The 20,773-nt window shown below is 69.2% G+C and carries 23 protein-coding genes; 21 read left to right on the top strand and 2 right to left on the bottom strand.

Going from position 1 to position 20,773, the window contains the following annotated elements; genetic code table 11:
• Positions 1 to 52: 52 nt before the first annotated feature.
• The 3 genes from ACFXJ5_RS24070 (at position 53) to ACFXJ5_RS24060 (ending at position 1,500) form a co-directional block, all read left to right on the top strand.
• On the top strand, positions 53 to 739 hold the full coding sequence (locus ACFXJ5_RS24070) for a TetR/AcrR family transcriptional regulator (RefSeq protein WP_384634587.1): 687 nt from the start codon (positions 53 to 55) through the stop codon (positions 737 to 739).
• A 396-nt stretch (positions 740 to 1,135) separates the two neighbouring features.
• Positions 1,136 to 1,336 (top strand): hypothetical protein, encoded by a 201-nt coding sequence (locus ACFXJ5_RS24065; protein ID WP_384634585.1) that lies wholly within the window; start codon positions 1,136 to 1,138, stop codon positions 1,334 to 1,336.
• A gap of 2 nt (positions 1,337 to 1,338) precedes the next feature.
• Entirely contained in the window at positions 1,339 to 1,500 is a 162-nt protein-coding gene (locus ACFXJ5_RS24060) for a hypothetical protein (RefSeq protein ID WP_384634584.1), read from the top strand.
• A 4-nt stretch (positions 1,501 to 1,504) separates the two neighbouring features.
• Here the strand turns inward: ACFXJ5_RS24060 and ACFXJ5_RS24055 are convergent, their stop codons facing one another.
• Together ACFXJ5_RS24055 and ACFXJ5_RS24050 are read right to left on the bottom strand one after the other, a co-directional pair.
• Positions 1,505 to 1,630, bottom strand: a complete 126-nt coding sequence (locus ACFXJ5_RS24055) for a hypothetical protein (protein ID WP_384634581.1) — start codon at positions 1,628 to 1,630, stop codon at positions 1,505 to 1,507.
• 61 nt (positions 1,631 to 1,691) lie between these two features.
• Positions 1,692 to 2,885 carry an ROK family protein gene (locus tag ACFXJ5_RS24050; protein ID WP_384634578.1) on the bottom strand — a complete coding sequence of 398 codons (1,194 nt, stop codon included), beginning with the start codon at positions 2,883 to 2,885 and terminating at the stop codon, positions 1,692 to 1,694.
• 335 nt (positions 2,886 to 3,220) lie between these two features.
• Between ACFXJ5_RS24050 and ACFXJ5_RS24045 the strand changes: the two genes are divergently transcribed.
• The 18 genes from ACFXJ5_RS24045 to ACFXJ5_RS23960 all read left to right on the top strand — a co-directional run bounded on the left by ACFXJ5_RS24045 (position 3,221) and on the right by ACFXJ5_RS23960 (position 20,734).
• Positions 3,221 to 4,393: a Gfo/Idh/MocA family protein gene (locus tag ACFXJ5_RS24045; RefSeq protein WP_384634575.1), complete on the top strand. Its 1,173-nt coding sequence runs from the start codon at positions 3,221 to 3,223 to the stop codon at positions 4,391 to 4,393.
• The gene (locus tag ACFXJ5_RS24040; RefSeq protein ID WP_384634572.1) at positions 4,390 to 5,310 is read left to right on the top strand and encodes a sugar phosphate isomerase/epimerase family protein; all 921 of its coding nucleotides are present in this window, start codon (positions 4,390 to 4,392) and stop codon (positions 5,308 to 5,310) included. Before ACFXJ5_RS24045 ends, ACFXJ5_RS24040 begins: the two co-directional genes overlap by 4 nt.
• Positions 5,311 to 5,388: 78 nt before the next feature.
• Positions 5,389 to 6,498, top strand: coding sequence for a Gfo/Idh/MocA family protein (locus ACFXJ5_RS24035; protein WP_384634569.1), 1,110 nt, complete (start codon positions 5,389 to 5,391; stop codon positions 6,496 to 6,498).
• A 21-nt stretch (positions 6,499 to 6,519) separates the two neighbouring features.
• The gene (locus tag ACFXJ5_RS24030) at positions 6,520 to 7,407 is read left to right on the top strand and encodes a sugar phosphate isomerase/epimerase family protein (RefSeq protein ID WP_384634566.1); all 888 of its coding nucleotides are present in this window, start codon (positions 6,520 to 6,522) and stop codon (positions 7,405 to 7,407) included.
• Positions 7,408 to 7,485: 78 nt separating this feature from the next.
• On the top strand, positions 7,486 to 8,994 hold the full coding sequence (locus ACFXJ5_RS24025) for an ABC transporter substrate-binding protein (RefSeq protein ID WP_384634563.1): 1,509 nt from the start codon (positions 7,486 to 7,488) through the stop codon (positions 8,992 to 8,994).
• Between the two features lie 82 nt (positions 8,995 to 9,076).
• Complete coding sequence (locus tag ACFXJ5_RS24020; RefSeq protein WP_384634560.1) at positions 9,077 to 10,018, top strand: ABC transporter permease; 942 nt, start codon at positions 9,077 to 9,079, stop codon at positions 10,016 to 10,018.
• Positions 10,015 to 11,850, top strand: coding sequence for a dipeptide/oligopeptide/nickel ABC transporter permease/ATP-binding protein (locus ACFXJ5_RS24015; protein ID WP_384634558.1), 1,836 nt, complete (start codon positions 10,015 to 10,017; stop codon positions 11,848 to 11,850). Before ACFXJ5_RS24020 ends, ACFXJ5_RS24015 begins: the two co-directional genes overlap by 4 nt.
• Complete coding sequence (locus ACFXJ5_RS24010; RefSeq protein ID WP_384634555.1) at positions 11,850 to 12,701, top strand: ATP-binding cassette domain-containing protein; 852 nt, start codon at positions 11,850 to 11,852, stop codon at positions 12,699 to 12,701. The genes ACFXJ5_RS24015 and ACFXJ5_RS24010 overlap by 1 nt, the downstream gene beginning before the upstream one ends.
• Positions 12,702 to 12,706: 5 nt before the next feature.
• A complete protein-coding gene (locus tag ACFXJ5_RS24005; protein ID WP_384634553.1) occupies positions 12,707 to 13,174 on the top strand; it encodes a nuclear transport factor 2 family protein in 468 nt (155 codons plus the stop codon).
• On the top strand, positions 13,171 to 13,440 hold the full coding sequence (locus ACFXJ5_RS24000) for a hypothetical protein (protein WP_384634550.1): 270 nt from the start codon (positions 13,171 to 13,173) through the stop codon (positions 13,438 to 13,440). Before ACFXJ5_RS24005 ends, ACFXJ5_RS24000 begins: the two co-directional genes overlap by 4 nt.
• Before the next feature lies 1 nt (position 13,441).
• Positions 13,442 to 14,068, top strand: coding sequence for a response regulator transcription factor (locus ACFXJ5_RS23995; RefSeq protein ID WP_384634547.1), 627 nt, complete (start codon positions 13,442 to 13,444; stop codon positions 14,066 to 14,068).
• Between the two features lie 16 nt (positions 14,069 to 14,084).
• Positions 14,085 to 15,539 (top strand): ATP-binding protein, encoded by a 1,455-nt coding sequence (locus tag ACFXJ5_RS23990; protein ID WP_384634544.1) that lies wholly within the window; start codon positions 14,085 to 14,087, stop codon positions 15,537 to 15,539.
• A 115-nt stretch (positions 15,540 to 15,654) separates the two neighbouring features.
• Positions 15,655 to 16,800, top strand: a complete 1,146-nt coding sequence (locus tag ACFXJ5_RS23985; protein WP_384634541.1) for an acyl-CoA dehydrogenase family protein — start codon at positions 15,655 to 15,657, stop codon at positions 16,798 to 16,800.
• A gap of 62 nt (positions 16,801 to 16,862) precedes the next feature.
• Positions 16,863 to 17,240, top strand: coding sequence for a hypothetical protein (locus ACFXJ5_RS23980; RefSeq protein WP_384634539.1), 378 nt, complete (start codon positions 16,863 to 16,865; stop codon positions 17,238 to 17,240).
• Positions 17,237 to 18,499: a Rieske 2Fe-2S domain-containing protein gene (locus ACFXJ5_RS23975; RefSeq protein ID WP_384634536.1), complete on the top strand. Its 1,263-nt coding sequence runs from the start codon at positions 17,237 to 17,239 to the stop codon at positions 18,497 to 18,499. Before ACFXJ5_RS23980 ends, ACFXJ5_RS23975 begins: the two co-directional genes overlap by 4 nt.
• Positions 18,489 to 18,992, top strand: a complete 504-nt coding sequence (locus ACFXJ5_RS23970; protein WP_384634533.1) for an aromatic-ring-hydroxylating dioxygenase subunit beta — start codon at positions 18,489 to 18,491, stop codon at positions 18,990 to 18,992. Before ACFXJ5_RS23975 ends, ACFXJ5_RS23970 begins: the two co-directional genes overlap by 11 nt.
• A gap of 29 nt (positions 18,993 to 19,021) precedes the next feature.
• On the top strand, positions 19,022 to 19,762 hold the full coding sequence (locus ACFXJ5_RS23965; RefSeq protein WP_384634530.1) for an SDR family NAD(P)-dependent oxidoreductase: 741 nt from the start codon (positions 19,022 to 19,024) through the stop codon (positions 19,760 to 19,762).
• Positions 19,763 to 19,786: 24 nt separating this feature from the next.
• Entirely contained in the window at positions 19,787 to 20,734 is a 948-nt protein-coding gene (locus ACFXJ5_RS23960) for a PDR/VanB family oxidoreductase (protein WP_384634528.1), read from the top strand.
• Positions 20,735 to 20,773: the final 39 nt, after the last annotated feature.

Here is a 20,773-nt window from a genome sequence, read left to right as displayed (position 1 = left end):
TTACCGACCGCTCACGCCGAGGCCGCCCGCGCGCGTGTGCGACGATCGTCCGGTGAGCACCTCGGGACGGCGCGTCGGACGGCCGCGCGCGCAGACGCGACCGGACAGCGGCCTGTCGGCCCGCGACGAACTCCTCGCCGCCGCGGCCGAACTCTTCACCGAGCGCGGATACGCCGCCACCACGACCCGCGCCGTCGCCGAGCGGGCAGGCATGCGCCAGGCCTCGATGTACCACTACTTCGGCGGCAAGGAAGACCTCCTGGCCGCCCTCCTCGAAAGCACCGTACGGCCCTCCCTCGACCTCGCCCTCGGCCTCGCCGCCCGCCACGAGGTCCCCGCCGAGGCCCGCCTCTGGGCCCTCTGCCGCGCCGACGCCGCCCTCCTGTGCGGCGGCCCCCACAACCTCGGTGCGCTCTATCTGCTCCCCGAGGTCCGCGCCGACCGCTTCGCCGCCTTCCGCGCCGTCCGCGACGACCTCAAGGCCGCCTACGCAGGCCTCCTCGCCGCCACCACCGCGGGCGCCGACCTCCCGCCCGCGGATCTGGCACTGCGCGCCGACCTCGTCTTCGGCCTCATCGAGAGCGTCATCCTCATCCGGCGCGCCTCCCCGGACCACGACCACGGCCACGCCGCCTTCGCCTCCGCCACAGCCGACGCCGCCCTCCGGGTCGCCGGCTGCGCCGAGCACGTACTCCCCAAGCTCCGCCGCGAGGGCGAGGCCCTGCTGGCCTCGCCCTGACGGTGGTCGGCTTCCGGCGTTCGCCCGCGGGTCACTCCTTCCCGTTGAACCGGTGGTCGACCGCCGAGGACGAGTCGGCGTGCCCACCGGGGCCGTCGGAGACGCCGTTCTCCGGAGCGTCGCCCTTGTTCTCCTGCTCCCGACCGGGCTGCTGGTATCGGACACGACGGACGCCGGTGCGACGTCGGCCGGACGGTTGGACGTGGGCGCGGCGGGGGACTGCGCCATCGCGGCACCGGTCCCGGCGCCGACCCCGGCCTCGCCTTAGACCCGGCCGCTGCGGATGACGGACCGCCCCGCCGTGCGCGGACCGATGGGCGGGTCGAGACTGGAGGAGACGGACATCCCGGGATTCCCGGATCCGGGGCCCGGCAGCAGTCCGTCCGTGGAGGAGCCATGACGGCGACCACGCGTGACGACGCTCCCGTGGTGATAGAAGGCGGCGGCATCGAGTTGCGCCTGCAGGAGGTCGGGGGAGACATGAGCGCGGCGTTCGTACGCTTCCCCAAGGGCACCGACATGGGCCCGGCGCTCAAGGGACTGCCCGGTGACTTGTGCCAGGCCCCCACTGGGGATACCTGTTCAAGGGCCGGCTGAGGATGCGGACCGAGGACGGCGAAGAGGTCTACGAGGCGGGGCAGGCCTTCTACTGGCCCCCGGGGCATGCCCCGGAGGCGATCGAGGACTGCGAGTACGTGGACTTCTCACCGACCAAGGAGTTCGGCGAGGTGATCGACCACCTCCGGTCACAAGCCGGTTGACCCCCTAGGCCACCGACTTCGCCGGCTCGGCGGCGGGCGACGGCCTGCGCCCGTACGCCCGGTACGCGGCACCGGCTGCCACCGTGACGGCGACGAAGAGCACCGTGAACCACTGGAAAAGTGTGCGCATCGCTGCAACTTGACTTGCGCTGGGCCTCGCTAACGGCCTGTCATCCTGTGGTGCCGACCGATCAGCGGTCGGCACTTTGCCCTTGTTCGGTGGCCAGTAGCCGCGCCAGGCCGGGAGTGCTGAAGATGTCCCTGGTGGCGAGTGCGATACCGCCGTGGATGCCGGCGCTCGTGCCGAGCTGGGTGGTGGTGATGGTGAGTTTGCGGGTGGCCAGCGGCAGCGCGCGCTGGTAGACCACGGCGCGGACCCCGGAGAGCAGGTCGTCCCGCAGCTCGCTGAGCGGGCCGCCGAGCACAAGGGTGCGGGGGTTGAACATGTGGACCAGCATCGCCACCACCTCACCGATCTCGGTTGCGGCCTGGCGCAGGGCGTGCAGCGCGCGCGGATCGCTGTTGGCGACAAGCTGCGCGAGAGAGTGGGCGCCGTGCAGCGCGTCCTCGGCTGTCGCCTCCGGAATGCCGAGGCTGCGCAGGAGCGCCCGGTGGGAGGCGACCGCTCCCACACAGCCGACATTGCCGCAGCTGCACAACACCTCGCCGCCCCCGATCGCCCGGATGTGGCCGATGTCGCCGGCCGCTCCGTCGGCCCCCCGGTAGACGTCGCCGTCGGCGGTGATTATCCCGGCCCCGATGCCGCTGGCGATCTTGATGCACAGCAGCGGCGTGTCGACGGTGTCCTGGCTGGCCTCTCCGAGCGCCATGAGGTTCACGTCGTTGTCCACCACGACCGGGGCCAGGAACCGCTCCCGCAGGCGCTCGGCCACCGGGTAGCCGTCCCAGCCGGGCATACCCGTGGGACGTACCGCGCAGCCCTGCTGGAAATCGACCGGCCCGGGGAGGCCGACCACCACTTCCCGTATCCGGGCCGGATCGCGGCCGTGTTCCGCCAGCAGCTCCAGCAGCCGCTCGGTCACCGCGTCCAGTACCGCCTCGGGCCCGGAGTCGACCTGGATGTCCAGGGTCTCGTGGGCGAGCACACGGTGTGTGAGGTCGGCGATCGCGACCTCGGTCGACAGGGTGTCGATATCGGCGACGGCGATGGTTCCGGCCCGGGGGCTGATCGTCAGGATCCGGGGCGGGCGTCCCCGGACCGACTCCCTGGCCTCGAGCTCCTGGAGGATGCCGCGGTGGAGAAGATGGTCCACCTGCTGCCCCACGGTCGAGCGCGCGAGGCCGCTGCGCCGGGCGATCTCCGCGCGGCTGGTCGCCTCGCCGGAGACGACGAGGTCCAGCACCTTGCGCAACGCCACGGGCACCGCTGGGGATGGCGCAGTTCCCCCGGCAACATATCCAGCACTTTTATGCATTCCAAAGACCCTAATGCTGCGCTCTTCTGTCCGTCAACCATCCCATAGGTCGATCGCCCCAGCGGGTCCGAGAGCTATGAGTTGTCCGTGGTCAGCGGTCTTCCCATGGGGGAAGCCGGTTCTCGCAGTGGTTGCGGACCGGGTGAGGAACCCAAGATTCCGTCGGTTTTATGCCGGAAAGAAAACTAAATTTGTCCTCTTGTGCCATTTGCTCGAACTAAACGATGGTGGTTCGTAACGCGGCGTTCAGGCCGTAGCCGGACTGATGAGGCGGAGGTGTGCTCGTGAGTCGCTCGCCACAAGCGGTGGTGGTCGGGGCCGGAATGATCGGTGCCGTACACGCCGCAGCGGTCCGTGCCGCCGGAGGGACGCTGTGCGGGGTGGTGGCCTCGACCCCGGAGCGCAGCGCTCGGGTGGCCAAGGAGTGGGACGTTCCCACCCGCTATCCGGACTTCGAGGCGGTCCTCGCCGACGACACCGTCGAGGTGGTGCACATCTGCACGCCCAACGCGCACCACGTCCGGCAGACCGAGGCCGCGCTGGCAGCCGGCAAGCACGTGATCTGTGAGAAGCCGCTGGCCACGTCCGCGGCCGACGCCGAACGGCTGCACCGGCTGGCCGACCGGGCCGGACTGCTGCTGGCGGTCCCGTTCGTCTACCGCTACCACCCGCTGGTGCGCGAGATCCGCGACCGCCGCCTCAACGGCGAGTTCGGAGCCTGGCAGCTCATCCACGGCAGCTACCTCCAGGACTGGATGCTCTCCGAGAGCACCGTCTCGTGGCGGGTGGACCCGGATGCGGGCGGACCTTCGCGGGCCTTCGCGGACATCGGGTCGCACTGGTGCGATCTGGTCGAATGGGTCGCCGGAGTCCGGTTCACCGAAGTGACGGCCCGGGTCGGTACCACCATCGCGACCCGGCCCGCAGGCACCGGGGCCAGCTTCGGGGCGGCCGGCCAGGGCGCCCCCGACGGTGAGGGCCCGGTGCCGCGCGTTCCGGTCCGGACCGAGGACGTGGCCACGGTGCTGCTGCGCACCGCCGACGGCGTACTCGGCACCCTGACCGTCTCGCAGGTGTCCGCGGGCCGGAAGAACCGGCTGTGGTTCGAACTCGACGGTGCCTCCGGCAGCGCGGTGTTCGACCAGGAGAACCCCGAGACCGCGTGGCTGGGCGCCCAGGACGGAGCACGCGTGCTCGTACGCGATCCGAATCACGGCTCGCCCGAGCAACGGCGGCTGTCCCGGCTGCCCGCCGGGCACGCCCAGGGCTACGCCGACTGCTTCAACGCCTTCGTCGCCGACACCTATGCCGCCATCGACGGCGGTGCTCCGGAGGGACTGCCCACGGGCGCCGACGGTGCCCGCTCGGCCGGGCTCGTCGAAGCGGTACTGCGGTCGGCCGCATCGCTCACATGGACGAACGTGGAAACTGCCACCTCTCAGGAGACCATCGTATGAAGCTGGGAATGCTCACCGCCTGCCTGCCGGATCTCTCCCTGGAGCAGATCGCCGCATGGGCCGGCGACGCGGGCTACGAGGCCCTGGAGGTCGCGGCCTGGCCGAGGACCGGAGGCCGTGACTTCGAGGCCGCGCACCTTCCGATCGGCGAGTTCAACGGCCAGGTGGCCGACGAGACCAGAGCCCTGTTCGAGCGCCACCGCCTCGAGCTCTCGGCGCTGGCGTACTACGAGAACAACCTGCACCCCGACCCCCGGCGCCGGGCGGAGATCCACGCGCACCTCAGGGCGGTCATCGACGCCGCCGCCGCACTGGACGTCCGCTATGTCGGCACCTTTGTCGGCCGGGACTGGAACCGCACGGTGGCCGACAATCTCGCCGAGGGCGAGAAGGTGTTTCCCGAGATCGTCGAGTACGCCGGAGAGCGCGGCGTGTCCGTCATCATCGAGAACTGCGTGATGGAGGGCTGGCACCCGGACGGCTACCCCGGCAACCTCGCCTACTCGCCCGAGCTGTGGGAGTGGATGTTCTCGCTCGGGCTCTACCTCAACTGGGACCCCTCCCACCTCACCTGGATCGGCATCGACCCGGTCAAGACCATCGCGCCGTACGCCGACCGCATCGTGCACGCCCAGGCCAAGGACATGGAGATCCAGTCCGGCGCGATCGACCGGTACGGCTTCTTCGGCAAGGCGGCACGGCGGACCGACCCGTGGGACATGGGCTGGTGGCGCTACCGCGTACCCGGCCGCGGCCAGGTCGACTGGAACGCGGTCGTGGACGCGCTCTACGAGAACGGCTTCACCGGAACGCTCTCCGTCGAGCACGAGGACCCGGTGTGGAGCGGCACCGAACAGAAGGTCAAGACGGGTCTGGAGATCGCTCACCGGACGCTGCGACCGCTGATCGTGGCCTGACGTCCGTCGCCTGACGTCCGAGCAGAGACGTCCGAGCAGAGACGTCCAAGCAAACAAGCAAGAGAGTGCAGGAGATCAATGGGTCAGGACCAAACGCGGCACCGCATCGGAATCCTTGGGGCGGGCAACATCTTCGGCCGCTACGTCGAGGGCCTTCGCAACTTCCCCGAACTGGAACTGGTCCGGGTCGCCGACGTGGACCCGGCCAGGGCCAAGCAGGCGGCGGCCGACCACTCCATCCCGGCCTGGGGGGACGACACCGAACTGCTCGGCGACGACAGCGTCGAGGTGATCATCAACATCACCCCCCCGCAGTTCCACGCGCCGACGATCATCGCCGCGCTGGAGGCCGGCAAGCACGTGTACGCGGAGAAGCCGCTCGCGACCACCATCGAGGACGGCAAGGCCGTCCTGGAAGCCGCGCGGCGTACCGGGCGCCTGCTGGGATCGGCTCCTGACACCTTCCTGGGAAGCGCCATCCAGACCGCGCGGCACGCGCTCGACGCCGGGCTGATCGGGGTACCCGTCGGCGCTTCGGCGTTCGTCCGGCACACCCGGGCCGAGACCTGGCACCCGGACCCCCGGGCCCTCTTCCAGCCGGGCGCCGGACCGGTGCTGGACATGGGCCCCTACTACGTGGCCGCACTCGTCAACTGCCTCGGTCCGGTCCGCAGCGTCGCCGCCGCCACCAGCATCGGCGCCCCCAAGCGCACGGTCACCAGCCCGAACCGCGTGGTGGACGAGATCGACGTCGAGGTCTCCACCCATGCCTCGGCGGTGCTGACCTTCGCCTCCGGTGCGATCGGCACCGTCCTCATGAGCGCCGAAGTGTGGGACACCGAGCTGCCCCGGATCGAGATCTACGGCACGGAAGGCACGCTCGCCCTGCCGAACCCGAACTTCTTCGACGGGAACGTGCGGGTCAAGCGCCACAACGACAGCGAGTGGGAGGTGCTCTCCCCGGTGGTCGGCCTGTTCGGCGCCGTGGACTCGCCGGAGCAGCACCGCCGGGGCCTGGGAGTGCAGGACCTCGTCGGCGCGATCGGCGGCGGCCCGCACCGCGCCAATCCCGAGTTCGCCTTCCACACCCTCGAGGTGCTGACCAGCTTCGACACCTCCCAGGAGGAAGGCCGTTTCATCCAGCTGGAGAGCACCTGTGAACGCCCCCAGCCGCGCAACTCCCTCTGACTTCCCCGGAAAGGACCAGACGTGAAGATCAGGCAGGACCGCGTCGCCATCAACCCCCTCCAGTGGGTCGCGAGTGCCGAGGGGTGGATCGATCCCTCCCTCGCCCCGCCCCTGGCGCAGCAGTTCGCCGCCATCCGTGCCGCAGGTATCGGCGCTGTGCACAGCGCCGTCCCGGCCGGCATGGCGGCGCAGGACTACGCCGCGCTGCTGACCGAGCATGACCTGCGCCCCGCACCGGGCTACATGCCCGTTCGGCTCACCGCCGACGAGGCCGAGAACCGGCAGTTCAGGGAGGTCGCGGCCCGCATCGCCGAGGAGCACGCGGTGCTCGGGGTGCCCACTGCCTTCCTCGCCATGGGCATGGCCAAGGACGCGACCCGCGTGACCCACCCCGGAGTCGGCCACGACGCCCGGCCGGACCGGCTGGAGCAGGTACGCGACCTGCTGGCGGAGATCGCCGGGATCTTCCGGGCCGGAGGCATCACCCCCGCGTTCCACCCGCATGTGGGCACCTGGGCCGAGACGGAGGAGGAGACCCGCTTCGTCCTGGACACCGTCGACGCCTCGGTCCTCGGCTTCGGACCGGACATGGGACACCTGGCCTGGGCCGGCGCCGACGCCGTACAGCTCGTCCGCGACTACGCCGACCGGGTGGCCGGCGTCCACATCAAGGACCTCGACCTCGGGATCGCCGCACAGGCCAAGCGCGAGGACTGGGACTACCGCAAGACCGTCCGGGCCGGACTGTGGGCGGAGCCGGGCCACGGAAACGCCGACGTCGATGCCTTCGTCGGGGCGCTTCCGGACGATTTCGACGGCTGGTTGATCATAGAGGTGGACCGGGGAGCGCAGGAGACACCGGAAGAGAGCGTACGACAGTGCGGGGAGTGGGCCGCCAAGTATGCGTAGAAACGGCCGTATGCGGCCGTAGTGGGACAACAGGGGGATGCAGAAGGAGAAACGGCGAATTGAACATTTGGAGACATAATGCGCAAGACGGTGGCGCTCGTGGGCGCCGGAATTATGACGCTCGGTATTGCGGGCTGCGGCGGCGGGGGGACATCGACCGGGGCCAGTAACAAGACCCTGACCCTCGGGACATCGGTCGTGTCCCTGCCGTGGGACCTCTCGAAGCTCGGCATAGGAAACGAGGCGACGTACGACCAGCCGGTGTACGACACCCTTGTACGGGTGAACCCACAGGGCAAGGTCACCCCGAACCTGGCGACGTCGTGGAAGTACGACTCCGCCCAGACCACGTTGACCCTGAAGCTCCGCACCGGAGTGAAGTTCACCGACGGCACCCCGGTCGACGCGGCGGCGGTCAAGGCGAGCCTGCTGCGCGTCAAGGGTGGCTCCAACACGGCGGCCACCGAACTCGTCGACGTCAAGAGCGTCGAGGCCGTGGACACCAGCACGGTCGCGCTCAAGCTCGACGGCCCCAGTTCGTCCCTGCTCCCGGCACTGGGCCAGGCCTCCGGCATGATCGCCAGCCTCAAGGCGCTGAACAACCCGAAGACGCCGGTGGGCTCGGGCCCGTACAAGCTCGACACCGCGGGCACCACAGCGGGCACGCAGTACACCTACACCCGCAACGCCGACTACTGGAATTCCAAGGCCTTCCCGTACGACAAGATCGTCATCAAGTACCTGCCCGATCCCACGGCACGCACCAACGCCCTGCTCTCGGGGCAGATCAACGGCTCGACGGTGGACGCCTCGCGGATGAGCACGGTCAAGTCGCGTGGCATGAACGTCATCACCTACCAGCCCGGTGACATCGAGGGTCTCTACATCTGGGACCGCGGCGGCACCAAGGTCCCCGCGCTGGGGAAGCTCAAGGTCCGTCAAGCGCTCAACTACGCCATCGACCGGCAGGCGATCATCAAGACGGCGAAGCTCGGGCTCGGCGGCGCGACGACCCAGCTCTTCGGCACCAGCGACGAGGGCTATGACAAGTCGCTCGACAGCAAGTACCCCTACGACCCCGCGAAGGCCAAGCAGTTGCTGGCCGAGGCCGGCTACCCGAACGGCTTCTCGGTCACCATGCCGGACTTCTCCTCGCTCTTCCCGAAGGAACAGGCCGCCATCGACCAGTCACTGGCGGACATCGGGATCAAGGTCAAGCTCCAGAACCTCCCCAGCGACCAGATCTTCACCAGCCTGCTGGCCGGCAAGTACGCCATGTCCTACTTCAAGCTGGGAGCGCCCTCGGGCTGGGACAAGGTCTCGATCGAGATGCTCAAGAACTCGACGTGGAATCCCTTCAAGTACGACGATCCCAAGGTCGACTCCCTGGTCTCGCAGATCAAGTCGGCGAGCGTGTCCAAGCAGCCCGCGCTGCTCAAGCAGCTCAACACCTACATCGTCGACCAGGCCTGGAACGCCCCGCTGAACCTCATCGCGAACGCCTACGCGTCCAGCAGTGACGTCAAGGTGACGGCGCAGCCCGGCTTCGGATACCCGCCGATCTACAACTACAAGCCGGCGCAGTAGCGACCGGAGGTGGGGCCGGCCCGCCCGCCACCGGGCCGGCCCCACCCCGTGACCGCGTTAGGACGCGGCGAAGGAGGAACCAATGGTTGTGTTCTTGTTGCGGCGCCTCGTCGCCGGTGTCGTGCTGGTCTTCGTGGTGGCCACCGGTGTGTTCGGGCTACTGAGCCTGACCGGCACCGACGTGGCACGGAACATCGTCGGACAAACCGCCACCCAGGCGCAGGTGGCCGCCAAGACGCACGAGCTCGGACTCGATGAGCCTGCCGCGGTGAGATACGGGCACTGGCTCGGCCACGCTGTGCAGGGCGACTTCGGGCAGTCCTGGTTCACCGGCAATTCGGTGGGCCAGTCCCTGTCGCAGACCCTTCCGGTCACGCTGTCCGTCGTACTCGCCGGGCTGGTGATCTCCGTGATCCTCAGCGTCGCGCTCGGCGCCGCCGCCGCGCTGCGGGGCGGCTGGCTCGACCGCGTCGTCCAGTTCGCCGCGGTGCTCGGCACCGCGGTCCCCAGCTTCCTGATCGCCCTGCTGCTCGCGGTGACCCTGGCGGTGCAACTGCGGCTGCTGCCCGCGACCGGGTACGTCGCGCTCGGTGACTCCGGCACCGGATGGCTGCGCTCGATCATCCTGCCCGCGGCGTCGCTGGCGATCGCGGCCACCGCGGCGACGACCATGCAGGTTCGGGGCGCGCTGATCGACGTGCTCCGGGCCGACTTCGTCCGCACGCTGCGCAGCAGGGGCCTCAGCCGGCGCAGTGTGGTCTTCAAGCACGCGCTGCGCAACGCCGCGCCGCCCGCTCTGACCGTGCTCGCCCTGCAGTTCATCGGACTGATCGGCGGGGCCGTGATCGTGGAGAAGGTGTTCGGGCTGCCGGGCATCGGCACACTCGCGAACTCGGCGGCCGTCCAGGGTGACGAGCCCGTCCTGCTCGGCACGGTCGTCGTGACGGTCGTTGTCGTCGTAACAGTCAATCTCCTGCTGGACATCGCGTACGGCTGGCTCAACCCGAAGGTGCGTGTCTCATGACCGAGACGCTTCCCAGCGACCCCGCCGCCGGGGCGGCCGCATCCGCGCTGCCGCACAAGCGTGAACATCTCCTGCGCCGGACGCTGCACGATCCGGTCGCCCTCGGATGTCTCGTGGCCCTGGCACTGGTGATCGTCGCGAGCCTGGCCGCGCCGCTGCTCACCAGCTACTCGCCGGGCAGGAGCTCGCTGAACGACACCCTGGCGCCCATGTCGTCGGCCCATCCCCTCGGCGGCGACGGGGTGGGACGTGACGTACTGTCCCGGCTGCTGTACGGCGGCCGGACCAGCCTGCTCGGCGGGACGATCGCGATGCTGGTCGCCTTGGCGGTCGGCGGCCCCCTCGGGCTGATCAGCGGCTTCTACCGCGGCTGGTTCGACTCGGTGGCCGGCTGGGTGATCGACGTGATCATGGCCGTTCCCGCCATCCTCGTGATGCTGGTCGTCATGGCCGTCGTCTCCCAGGACCTCAATGTCGCCATGGCGGTGCTCGGCGTCGTCATGGCGCCCATGGTGTTCCGCCTCATCCGCGCGTCGGTGCTGGCGGTGCGCGAGGAACTCTACGTCGACGCGGCACGGGTCTCCGGGCTCGGTGACCCGCGCATCATGCGCAGGCACGTCCTGCCCGTGGTCGTCGCGCCGTCGATCATCCAGGCCACCCAGATGTTCGCGGTGGCGATCGGCATCCAGGCCGGTCTCGCGTTCCTGGGCCTCGGGAAGTCCTCCCAGGCCAGCTGGGGCGCGATGCTCAACGATGCCTTCGCCAACGTCTACACGGCGCCGAGCCTGCTGGTGTGGCCGGGGCTCGCGATGATCGTGACGATCCTGGCGTCGAGCCTGCTCGGCAACTCGCTGCGTGACGCACTGGGCCCGAACGACACGCGCCGGCCGGCACGTAAGAAGCGGCAGGTCCGCCCGCTCGCCACAAGCCCGCTCGCCACAAGCCCGGCCGCCACCGCCCTGGACGCGGAGGACGGACAGTTCCTGCTGGTGCTGGAGGACCTCAGGGTCTCCTACCCCCGGCCCGAAGGCGACCGTACCGTGGTGGACGGAGTCAACCTCGGTGTGCGGCGCGGTGAGGTGCTCGGCCTGGTCGGCGAGTCCGGGTCCGGCAAGAGCCAGACGGCGTTCTCCCTCCTCGGGCTGCTCCCGGCGGACGCCAACGTCGGCGCCCGCAGGCTGGTCTTCGACGGACGGGACCTGACGGAGATGAACCAGGACGCCTGGAACAAACTCCGTGGCAGGCGGATCGGTTACATCCCGCAGGAACCCCTGTCCAACCTGGACCCCTGCTTCCTCATCGGCTCCCAGCTCGTGGAGCCCATGCGCCGCTGTCTGGGGCTGTCGAAGGCGGAGGCCAAAGCGAAAGCGCTCGGGCTGCTGGAGCGGGTGGGCATCCCCGACCCGGAACGGGTCTTCCGGTCGTACCCCCACCAGATCTCGGGCGGTATGGCGCAGCGCGTCCTCATCGCCGGCGCCGTCTCGTGCGACCCGCAACTGCTGATCGCCGACGAGCCGACCACCGCCCTGGACGTCACGGTCCAGGCCGAGGTGCTCGACCTGATGCGCTCGCTCCAGCAGGAGCGCGAGATGGGAATGATCCTGGTGACCCACAACTTCGGCGTCGTCGCGGACATCTGCGACCGGGTCGCGGTCATGCAGACCGGACGCATAGTGGAGGTGGCGCCCGTGCGGCAGATCTTCACCGCCCCCGAACACCCCTACACCCGGATGCTGCTGGGCTCGACGCTCGAGGGCGGGAAGGCACGTGGCCCGCTGAAGACGGCCTGCGCGATGACCCCCGCCGGGACTGCCCTCAGGGAGGGAATGTGATGACCCCGCCGACCCGACCTCTGCTCGAACTTGACGAAGTCGTCGTGGAGTATCCCGGCAAGGGCCGAGGTAAGAAGCCCTTCCGGGTACTGCACGGAGTGTCGCTGTCCATCGCCCCCGGAGAGACGCTGGGACTGGTGGGGGAGTCCGGCTCCGGCAAGACGACCCTCGGACGTGCTGTCCTCGGCCTCGCCCCGGTCACCGGCGGCGAGATCCGCTACCAGGGCAGGACCGTCTCCGGACTCGGCAAGCGGGAGCGGCGTGCCCTCAGCAAGGACATCCAGGTCGTCTTCCAGGACCCCTTCACCTCACTGAACCCGGCCATGACGGTCATGGACATCCTGACCGAGCCGCTGCTGGTCACCGGAGTCTCCCGCGCGGACGCCGAGCGCCGGGTCCAGGGCCTGCTCGACCAGGTGTACCTCCCGCTCGACGCGGCGCGACGGCTGCCGAGGGAGTTCTCCGGCGGCCAGCGGCAGCGCATCGCCATCGCCCGAGCCCTGTGCCGTGACCCCAAGGTCATCGTCTGCGACGAGCCGGTGAGCGCCCTCGACCTGTCCACCCAGGCCCGCGTGCTCGACCTGTTCGTGGAGATCCAGGAAGCGACCGGAGTGGCGTATCTGTTCGTCACCCACGACCTTTCCGTCGTACGGCACATCAGCCACCGCGTCGCGGTGCTCTACCGGGGCGAGATCGTGGAGACGGGCGACGCCGCCAAGGTCACCGAGAACCCCGATCACCCCTACACCAAGCGGCTGCTCCTCGCGGCGCCGGTGCCCGACCCCGACCGCCAGGCGGAGCGCCGGGCGGAGCGCCGGGCACTCCAGCGCGCCCAGGCCGAGGCAGGATGACCACAGTGCCGGATTCAACGGATTCACGCCGCCGCGCCGAGCAGACCCTGACCCGCTATCTGCGCCTGTGCGACGTCCCGGTGCCCCCGGACGTGCAGGGCGCGGTGGCCGATGTGTTCACCGAGGACGCGGTCTGGGAAGGGCTCGGCCAGGACTACACCGCGAAGTTCGGCCGTACCGAGGGGCGGGCGGCGATCGCCGGGATGCTGGCGGAGTACCTGCCGCCGAACCCCCACTTCCGGACCAACGTTCACCTGCTCTTCCCCGGAACGGTCGACGTCACGGACGGCACCGCGCAGGGCAGTTGGCTGATGCAGCAGCTGTCGCGGTACGAGTCGGGCGCCGAGGAGATCATGGTGGCCCGACTGGACGTCACCTTCCGGCTCGGACCGGAGGAAGCACGGATATCGACATTCCGCACGCAGCGGCTGTTCTGCGCGCCGCTCGGGCCGGCCGCGATGGGAGAGCGATGAGCGACACGGACGGTAGGACGATGTTCCTCACCTGCTACGCCGACACCCACAACTACGGCTGGCACCATGTGGACCTCTTCGTTCACGACAGTGGCGGAAAAGAAGTCAACTGGGTCCACTGGCAGGTGGCGGAGGACGGTCCGGACGGCGCCGACGCGGCGACAGCGCAGGCCGAACCGAAGCTGCGGCGGACAGGTACGTGGCAACACGGGATCAGCGCCGACGGCAGCGAGTACTGGACCGCCGACGCTGCCTGGGACGGCTGAGATGGAGAGCGGCACCGTCGTCTATATCCTGGACGACGACCGGGAGCTGTGCGAATCCCTCGCCTGGCTGCTGGAGTCGGTGAACATCCGCTCGCGCTGCTTCTCCGACGCCACATCCTTTCTGGAGTCCTACGACCAGTCGCAGCCCGCCTGCCTCGTGCTGGACGTGCGGATGGCCGAGATCAGCGGCTTCGGTGTGCAGGAGAAGCTGAACCGGGCCGGATCGGCCATGCCGGTCGTGTTCGTCTCCGCCCATGGCGACATCCGGATGTCGGTACGGGCCCTGCAGAACGGGGCCGTGGACTTCCTGGAGAAGCCGTACGACCCCCAACACATGCTCGACGTCGTCCAGGCGGCGATGCTGACCGCGCGGGAACGATTCGCCCTGGCAGGCCGGCAGCGCGAGCTGCTCGCCCGTCTGGACAGCCTGACCTCCCGCGAGTTGGAGGTCCTGCGCCTGGTCCTGGACGGTGTGCCCAGCAAACAGATCGCCGGCCGGCTCGGCATCAGCGTGAAGACCGTCGACGTACACCGCACCCGCATCCGGGAGAAGACCGGGGCGGACAGCATCGCCACCCTGGTCCGCGACGTACTCCAACTGGGCCTGCGGCTGCCGGCTGCCCGATGAGAGCGGAGGAACTCCGTTGGCGGATCTCGAATTGACGGACTACAAGGCGCTGGTGCAGGCCCTGAAATACTGTGTCCTGCTGCACGACGCCAAAACCTACGACATCATCTGGGCCAACAGAGCGGCCTGCGAAGTGCTGGAGTGGACGGTCGACGAGCTGAAACCGCTCAAGGCGCCGGACATGAGCAAGAACGCCCAGCAGTACAGCCGTGAATTCGGCCAGCGTTGGCTGCGGCGGGCAGTGGATCACGGAGTGAATGCCACCGAATGGTGCTACCGGTCGAAAAGTGGTGAGGAGATCCTGACCGAGGCCATCGCGATCCGGGTGGATCTGCCCTCCCGCCCGATCATCATGGTCCAGTTCCGGGATATCGCGGAGGAGAAGGCCGTCCAGCGCGACCTCGTCCGCACCGAGGGCAGACTGAGCACCTTCCTGAGTAATCTGGCCGAGGGCATCGTCGTCCTGGATGAGCAGGGCGGGGTGGACTTCGCCAGCGAGTCCGCCGCCAAGCTGCTCGGCGTTCCCGTGTCCGAACTGCAGGGAGCCGACTTCGCGGACTACTGCGGTGACGCGGTCATCCCCGCCGAGGAGGGCAGATACCGGCTGGGCGCGCCCGGCAACGTACCCCGCTGGTACGCCCTCACCTGCCAGTACATCGAGATCGAGAGCGACCTGCGCGGCCATCTGCTGCTGTTCTACGACATCACCGACCGGGTGCGTGCCGAGGAGGAGCACCGCAGGGACACCGAGCACCTCAACCACCTGGCGAGATACAACGCCATGGGGGACATGGCGATGGCCATCGCGCACGAGGTCAGCCAGCCGCTGGCCGCCGCCAACAACTTCGTCGAGGGCGCACGGAGCCGGCTCGGAACCGGCACGGCCGACAGCGAGTCGGTGGCCTGGGGACTGGACAACGCCAAGCGCCAGATCGACCGGGCGGCCCGGATTCTCACGAGCCTGCGGCAGTACGTGGGGCGGCTCGAGCACTCCGAGCAGCTGACCGACCTCAACACCATCGTCGCGGACTGCGCGTACTTCGTCGAACTTCGGGCCAACCAGCTCTCCGTGGGCCTGTCGTTCGCACTGTCCGGCGAGGCGCTGCCGGTGCGCTGCGAGAATGTCCTCATCGGCCAGGTCGTCATGAATCTCGCCTTCAACGCGATCGACGAGATGTCCCGCTGGCCGCAGCCGCAGCGCAGGATCGAGCTGATCACGCGGCGGTCGGAGGACGGATATGCCGAACTCACCGTCCGCGACCACGGCCAGGGCCTGAGCGCGATGCCCGGCGACCGGATCTTCGACGGTGTGTTCACCTCGAAGGAGAACGGCAGCGGTATCGGCCTGGCGCTCAGTCACCGCATCATCACCCGGCACCAGGGCCGCATCAGCGCAGCCGAGAACGAACCGCAGGGTGCCGTCTTCTCCTTCGCCCTCCCGATCGTCTCCGACGACGAACCGAGGCCGTAAAGGATTCCTTACGCCGGTAGGTATTTACCGGAGAGGAGTTCCCCTGAATCCCAATTGCGGGTGGTTCGGAACGAAGAATAGCGTTGACGTGGAGTAACCAACAAGGAGATGCCCCATGACGCGAACGCTCGAACCATCTGCGGACACTGAGGGATCGTTCGAGGACGTGCTCGCGAACGTGGCCCGGCGGCGCGCGGAATTCACCGCGAAACGCCATGTGCCGCGCGACATGATCGATGAATTCCGGCAGATCGGCGTCTACCGCGCCACGACCCCGAAGCGGTTCGGCGGGGACGCCCTTCCGCCCGGCGCCTTCCTGCGGATGATCGAGCGGATCTCCGAAGTCGACGGGTCCGCCGGCTGGGTCGCCAGCTTCGGCTTCTCCGGGATCTACCTCTCGGCCCTGCCACTGGACACCCAGAAGAAGCTGTACGCCGACGGGCCCGATGTGGTCTTCGCAGGCGGCCTGTTCCCGCTCCAGCCCGCCGAGCGGGTGGACGGCGGCTTCAAGGTGACGGGGCACTGGAAGTTCTCCAGCGGCTGCAGGGGCGCCGACGTGCTCGGCGTGGGCATCGGCGTGGGTGACGCGTCATCAGGCAAGCCGCGCACCGCCGTACTCCGCCCCGACCAGGTCGAGATCGTCGAGAACTGGGACGTGGTCGGCATGCAGGGCACCGGCAGCCACGACCTGAAGGTGGACGGCGCCGTCGTCCCCGAGGAGTGGACGTTCGTACGCGGCGGCGCCCCGCTCGTGGACGAGCCGCTCTACCGCTACCCGGGCATCGCCTACGCCGCACAGGTACTGGCCGTGGTCAACCTGGGCATCGCCCGTGCGGCGCTCGACCACGTCATCGGCGTCGGCAGCGGCCGGGCCGGAATCACCGGCGCGCCCAAGCTCGCCGACCGCGCCTACTACCGGATCGCCGTCGCCAAGGCGGAGGCCGAACTGCGTTCCGCCCGCGCCTTCTTCTACGAGGCGACCGACGAGGTGTACGAGGCGGTGTCCGGCGGCGAGCCCGCCACCGCCGAGCAGACCAGCCTCCTGCGGCTGGCCGCCACCCACGTGGCGAAGGTTGGCTTCGAGGTTGTCCGCACCGCCTACAACCTCTCCGGCACCGCCGCCATCCACACGGACCACCCCCTGCAGCGCTACCTGCGGGACGCGTCCGTGGTCCCGCAGCACGCCTTCCTCACCGAGGGCATGTACGACGGCGCCGGGTCGGTCCTGATGGGCGTGAAGCCCTTCCCCGGCTACGTGTAAGCCCAGGCCGTGGGCAGCTGTTCCGCACCCGCACCCCCCGACCACCGACCGAAGGGAACGACATGTCCGAGCCCACAACGCCGCTGCGCGTCCTGTTCTGCATAGGCATCAACCAGAACTTCTTCGACCTCCCCACCGGCCAGGGCGGCGCGGTGTGGAAAGCCTTCTCCGGCATGATGGACGAGCTCGCCGCGCTCCCCGGCGTCAACGTCCTCGGCGACATCGACGACGACCAGCACATGGTCGGCCCCTCCGCCTCCTGGCCCTGGACGTGCTACATCCTGGCCGACGTCGCCGACCAGCAGACGGTCGCCGCGGCCTGCAACCTCTTCCGTACGACATCCGTCGGCGAGTACTCGCTGTGGCGTTACGCCGCGATCGAGGCCCGCGTCGGCCGCCCGCTGACCACCCCGGTGAGCGTAGGGGGGTCCGCACAGTGACCGGCAACACCATCGAGGGCCTCGCCCAAGGCGACCGGGTCTCGTCCGCCCTGTACACCGATCCGGCCCTGTTCGAGCTGGAGATGGACCGGATCTTCAACAGCACCTGGGTGTGGGTGGCGCACGAGAGCGAACTGCGCTCCGCGGGCGACTTCCGGACCGCGTACGTCGGCCGGCAGCCGGTCATCGTCACCCGGGACCGCCGCGGCGGCATCAACGTGATGCTGAACCGCTGCCGCCACCGGGGCGCGAGCCTCTGCGAGACCCCGAAGGGCAACGGCAACGGCTTCACCTGCCCGTACCACGCCTGGTCCTACGCACTGGACGGCAAGCTGCGCGGCATCCCGTACCCCGACGGCTACGAGGACGTGCTGGAGAAGAAGGATCTCGGCCTCCAGCGCCTCAAGGTGGGCGTCTACGGCGGCATGATCTTCGCCAGCTTCAACCCGGACGTCGAGCCTCTGGAGGACTTCCTCGGCGGGGCGCGGGTGTGGATCGACCGCTTCATGAAGCAGGGCGCGGGCTACCCGATCAAGGTCCAGGGCGAGCACAAGTTCCGGTTCAGGGGCAACTGGAAGATTCAGCTGGAGAACACCACCGACGGCTACCACTTCCCGATCGTGCACCGGTCGTGGATGTCCTCGGTCGACGCCGAGACGGCGGGCATGCTCTCCTTCATGACCGACGAGAAGGCGGTCACCCATTCTCTGGGCAACGGCCACAGCGTCATGATCATGACGCCCGCGCACGTTGATCTGGACGAGGACGACGGCACGGAGCCGCTGCAGGAACGGTTCAGCCACATCATCGACGAGCTGTCCCGCGAGTTCGACCCCGCGAAGGTACGGCGCATCGTCCGGGCCATGCACGGCACCGGGTTCAACCTGAACCTGTTCCCGAACGTCGCGATGTCCAGCTCCTTCTTCCGCGTCCTGCGCCCGCTCTCGGTCACCGAGACGGAAGTCCGGCACCTGGCGCTCGGGCTCGAGGGCGGCCCGGAGATCGTCAACCGCGAGCGCCTGCGCATCCACGAGCACTTCCAGGGCCCCTTCGGCTTCGGCAGCCCCGACGACTCGGAGGCCTGGGACCGGGTGCAGCGCGGCGCCACCGGCGGCCCGGACCTCCCCATCCTGGTCAACCGTGGCCTCGGGCGCGAGGTTGAGGCCGACAACGGCGACCGGACCGCCCACTCGACCGACGAGACCGGCATGCGCGAGGCGTACGCGATGTGGAAGAGGATGATGACCGATGCTGAGTGAGCAGACCGTACTGAACCTCGGCGACCCCCGCGCGAGCGCTGCCGTCGAACTGGTGTGGCGCGAGGCCCGGCTCCTGGACAACAAGGAGTACCAGGAGTGGGACCGCCTGTGGGCCCCCGACGGCAGGTACGTGATCCCGATCGACCCCGAGGCAAAGGACTTCGAGGCCGGCCTGAACATGGTCTACGACGACGACCGGATGCGCCGGATGCGGATCGAGCGGCTGGTCACCGGCTACTCGATCTCCGCGGTGGCGGCGGCCCGGACGGTGCGGACCGTCTCCCGGTTCGTGGTCGTCCATGCCGACGAGCAGTCCGTCGAGCTGAGCTCCGCGCAGGTACTGGTCGGCCACAAGCGCGAGCAGACCTTCGTCCTCGGGGCGGACCTGACCCACCGGATCGTCTTCGACGGTGACGAGCCGCGGATCGCCCTCAAGGTCGTCCGCCTCGTCAACTCCGACGAATCGGTCAGCGCGTCGGGGTTCCTGCTGTGAGCGGGCGGAGAAGCGAACCAGAAGATGCTGTGACCAGGGTCGCGGTGGTGACGGGCGCGGCGCAGGGCATCGGCCGACTCATCGCCGCCCGGCTGCACGAGACCGGATACCGGGTGGCCCTCGCCGACATCGACGGCGAGCGGGCGCAGAAGGCCGCCGCGGCACTCGACCCGCGTCACGAGACCGCCGTCGGCGTGTTCATGGACGTACGGGACAAGTCCTCCTTCGAGCAGGTCCGCAATGAGGTCACCGCCCGCTGGGGCCAGGCGCACGTCCTGGTGAACAACGCGGGGCAGTCAAAGGTCGAGGCGCTGATGGACATCACCCCGGAGAGCTTCTCCTCCGTGGTGGCGACCAATCTCGACGGCGTCTTCTTCGGCAGCCAGGTCTTCGGCGGGTACTTCGCCGACCAGGGACACGGCCGCATCGTCAACATGGCCTCACTCGCCGCACAGAACGGCGGCACCGCCACCGGCGGCCACTACGCGGCGTCCAAGGGCGGAGTCGTGACCCTGACCAAGGTGTTCGCCCGCGAACTGGCTGGGCGGGGCGTGACCGTGAATGCGGTCTCGCCCGGGCCGCTCGACCTCCCCGTCACGTACGACCTCATCGGGTCGGAGACGGCCGAGGCGCTCAGGAAGAACATCCCGGTGGGCGGCCTGATCTCGCCCCGGTTCGTCGCCGACGCCGTCGCGCTGCTCGCCGCCGAGCACGCGGGCTCGGTGACGGGCGCCTGCTGGGACGTCAACGGCGGCCTGTACATGCGCTGACGCGCCATCAGAGTAGGCAGGAAGATGATCACAGTCCGAGTCGTCGAGGTCGTCGACGAGACCGAAGCCGTCAAGTGCTTCCGTCTGGCCCGGTGCGACGGCGAGCCGCTGGGGCCGTACGCGGCCGGTGCGCACATCGATGTCACCGGCCCGACCGGCACCACCCGGCAGTACTCACTGTGCGGGCCGCCCCACGAGGGGGACTCCTACCTCGTGGCGGTCAAACGCGAGAGCGCCTCCCGGGGAGGCTCCGCCGCACTGCACCAGCAGGTCGCGGTGGGCAGCGAACTCGTCATCAGCGAGCCGCGCAACCTGTTCGGCCTCGCGCCGGACGCCGGGACGCACGTCCTGGTGGCGGCCGGTATCGGCGTAACCCCGCTGCTGAGCATGGCCCACCACCTGCACCGGGAGGGGCAGGACTTCCGGCTGCACTACTTCGCCAGGTCGCGTGAGCAGGCGGCGTTCACCGCCCTGCTGGAGCGGGCCGGATTCGCCGACCGGGTCCGGCTCCACTTCGGCGTGCCGCGCCATGAACAGGCGGACGCGCTCGCCGGGATCCTGTCCGGCCTGGACCACCGGACCCACGTCTACACCTGCGGACCCAAGGAGTTCATGGAGCGGGTCTCGGAGGCGGCGACCGGCCTCCTGCCGGAGGAGCAGGTACACGTCGAGCACTTCCAGGCGCTCGAACCTCCCGGCGAACCGGGGGAGGAGTTCGAGCTGGAAATCGACACCGGCGAGGTCTTCACCGTCCCCGCCGACCGCAGCATCGTCGACGTGCTGCAGGAGAACGGCTATCCCATCGACACCTCCTGCCGGGAAGGAATCTGCGGGACCTGTGTTCTCCCCGTCCTCGAAGGCGAGCCCGACCACCGCGACAACGTCCTGACCCGCAAGGAGAAAGCGGCGGGCGACCAGATCGCGGCCTGCGTCTCCCGCGCCCGCAGCCGGCGCCTCGTCATCGAGCTGTGACGGCACTGACGGCACCTGTCGGATTGAGGAAAACACCTA

It is taken from the genome of Streptomyces sp. NPDC059373 (assembly GCF_042751495.1).
Taxonomy (GTDB): Bacteria; Actinomycetota; Actinomycetes; order Streptomycetales; family Streptomycetaceae; genus Actinacidiphila.
This window is presented reverse-complemented; position numbering and strand designations above follow the sequence as displayed.

What these genes read in the sequence shown, in the direction of transcription:
- ACFXJ5_RS23970 (WP_384634533.1), top strand. Translation starts at nt 18,489, where the DNA reads ATGCTGAGTGAGCAGACCGTACTGAACCTCGGCGACCCCCGCGCGAGC.
- ACFXJ5_RS23980 (WP_384634539.1), top strand. Translation starts at nt 16,863, where the DNA reads ATGTCCGAGCCCACAACGCCGCTGCGCGTCCTGTTCTGCATAGGCATC.
- ACFXJ5_RS24040 (WP_384634572.1), top strand. Translation starts at nt 4,390, where the DNA reads ATGAAGCTGGGAATGCTCACCGCCTGCCTGCCGGATCTCTCCCTGGAG.
- ACFXJ5_RS23960 (WP_384634528.1), top strand. Translation starts at nt 19,787, where the DNA reads ATGATCACAGTCCGAGTCGTCGAGGTCGTCGACGAGACCGAAGCCGTC.
- ACFXJ5_RS24015 (WP_384634558.1), top strand. Translation starts at nt 10,015, where the DNA reads ATGACCGAGACGCTTCCCAGCGACCCCGCCGCCGGGGCGGCCGCATCC.
- ACFXJ5_RS24055 (WP_384634581.1), bottom strand. Translation starts at nt 1,630, where the DNA reads ATGCGCACACTTTTCCAGTGGTTCACGGTGCTCTTCGTCGCCGTCACG.
- ACFXJ5_RS23985 (WP_384634541.1), top strand. Translation starts at nt 15,655, where the DNA reads ATGACGCGAACGCTCGAACCATCTGCGGACACTGAGGGATCGTTCGAG.
- ACFXJ5_RS24035 (WP_384634569.1), top strand. Translation starts at nt 5,389, where the DNA reads ATGGGTCAGGACCAAACGCGGCACCGCATCGGAATCCTTGGGGCGGGC.
- ACFXJ5_RS23995 (WP_384634547.1), top strand. Translation starts at nt 13,442, where the DNA reads ATGGAGAGCGGCACCGTCGTCTATATCCTGGACGACGACCGGGAGCTG.
- ACFXJ5_RS24000 (WP_384634550.1), top strand. Translation starts at nt 13,171, where the DNA reads ATGAGCGACACGGACGGTAGGACGATGTTCCTCACCTGCTACGCCGAC.
- ACFXJ5_RS24010 (WP_384634555.1), top strand. Translation starts at nt 11,850, where the DNA reads ATGACCCCGCCGACCCGACCTCTGCTCGAACTTGACGAAGTCGTCGTG.
- ACFXJ5_RS24025 (WP_384634563.1), top strand. Translation starts at nt 7,486, where the DNA reads ATGCGCAAGACGGTGGCGCTCGTGGGCGCCGGAATTATGACGCTCGGT.
- ACFXJ5_RS24020 (WP_384634560.1), top strand. Translation starts at nt 9,077, where the DNA reads ATGGTTGTGTTCTTGTTGCGGCGCCTCGTCGCCGGTGTCGTGCTGGTC.
- ACFXJ5_RS24065 (WP_384634585.1), top strand. Translation starts at nt 1,136, where the DNA reads ATGACGGCGACCACGCGTGACGACGCTCCCGTGGTGATAGAAGGCGGC.
- ACFXJ5_RS24060 (WP_384634584.1), top strand. Translation starts at nt 1,339, where the DNA reads ATGCGGACCGAGGACGGCGAAGAGGTCTACGAGGCGGGGCAGGCCTTC.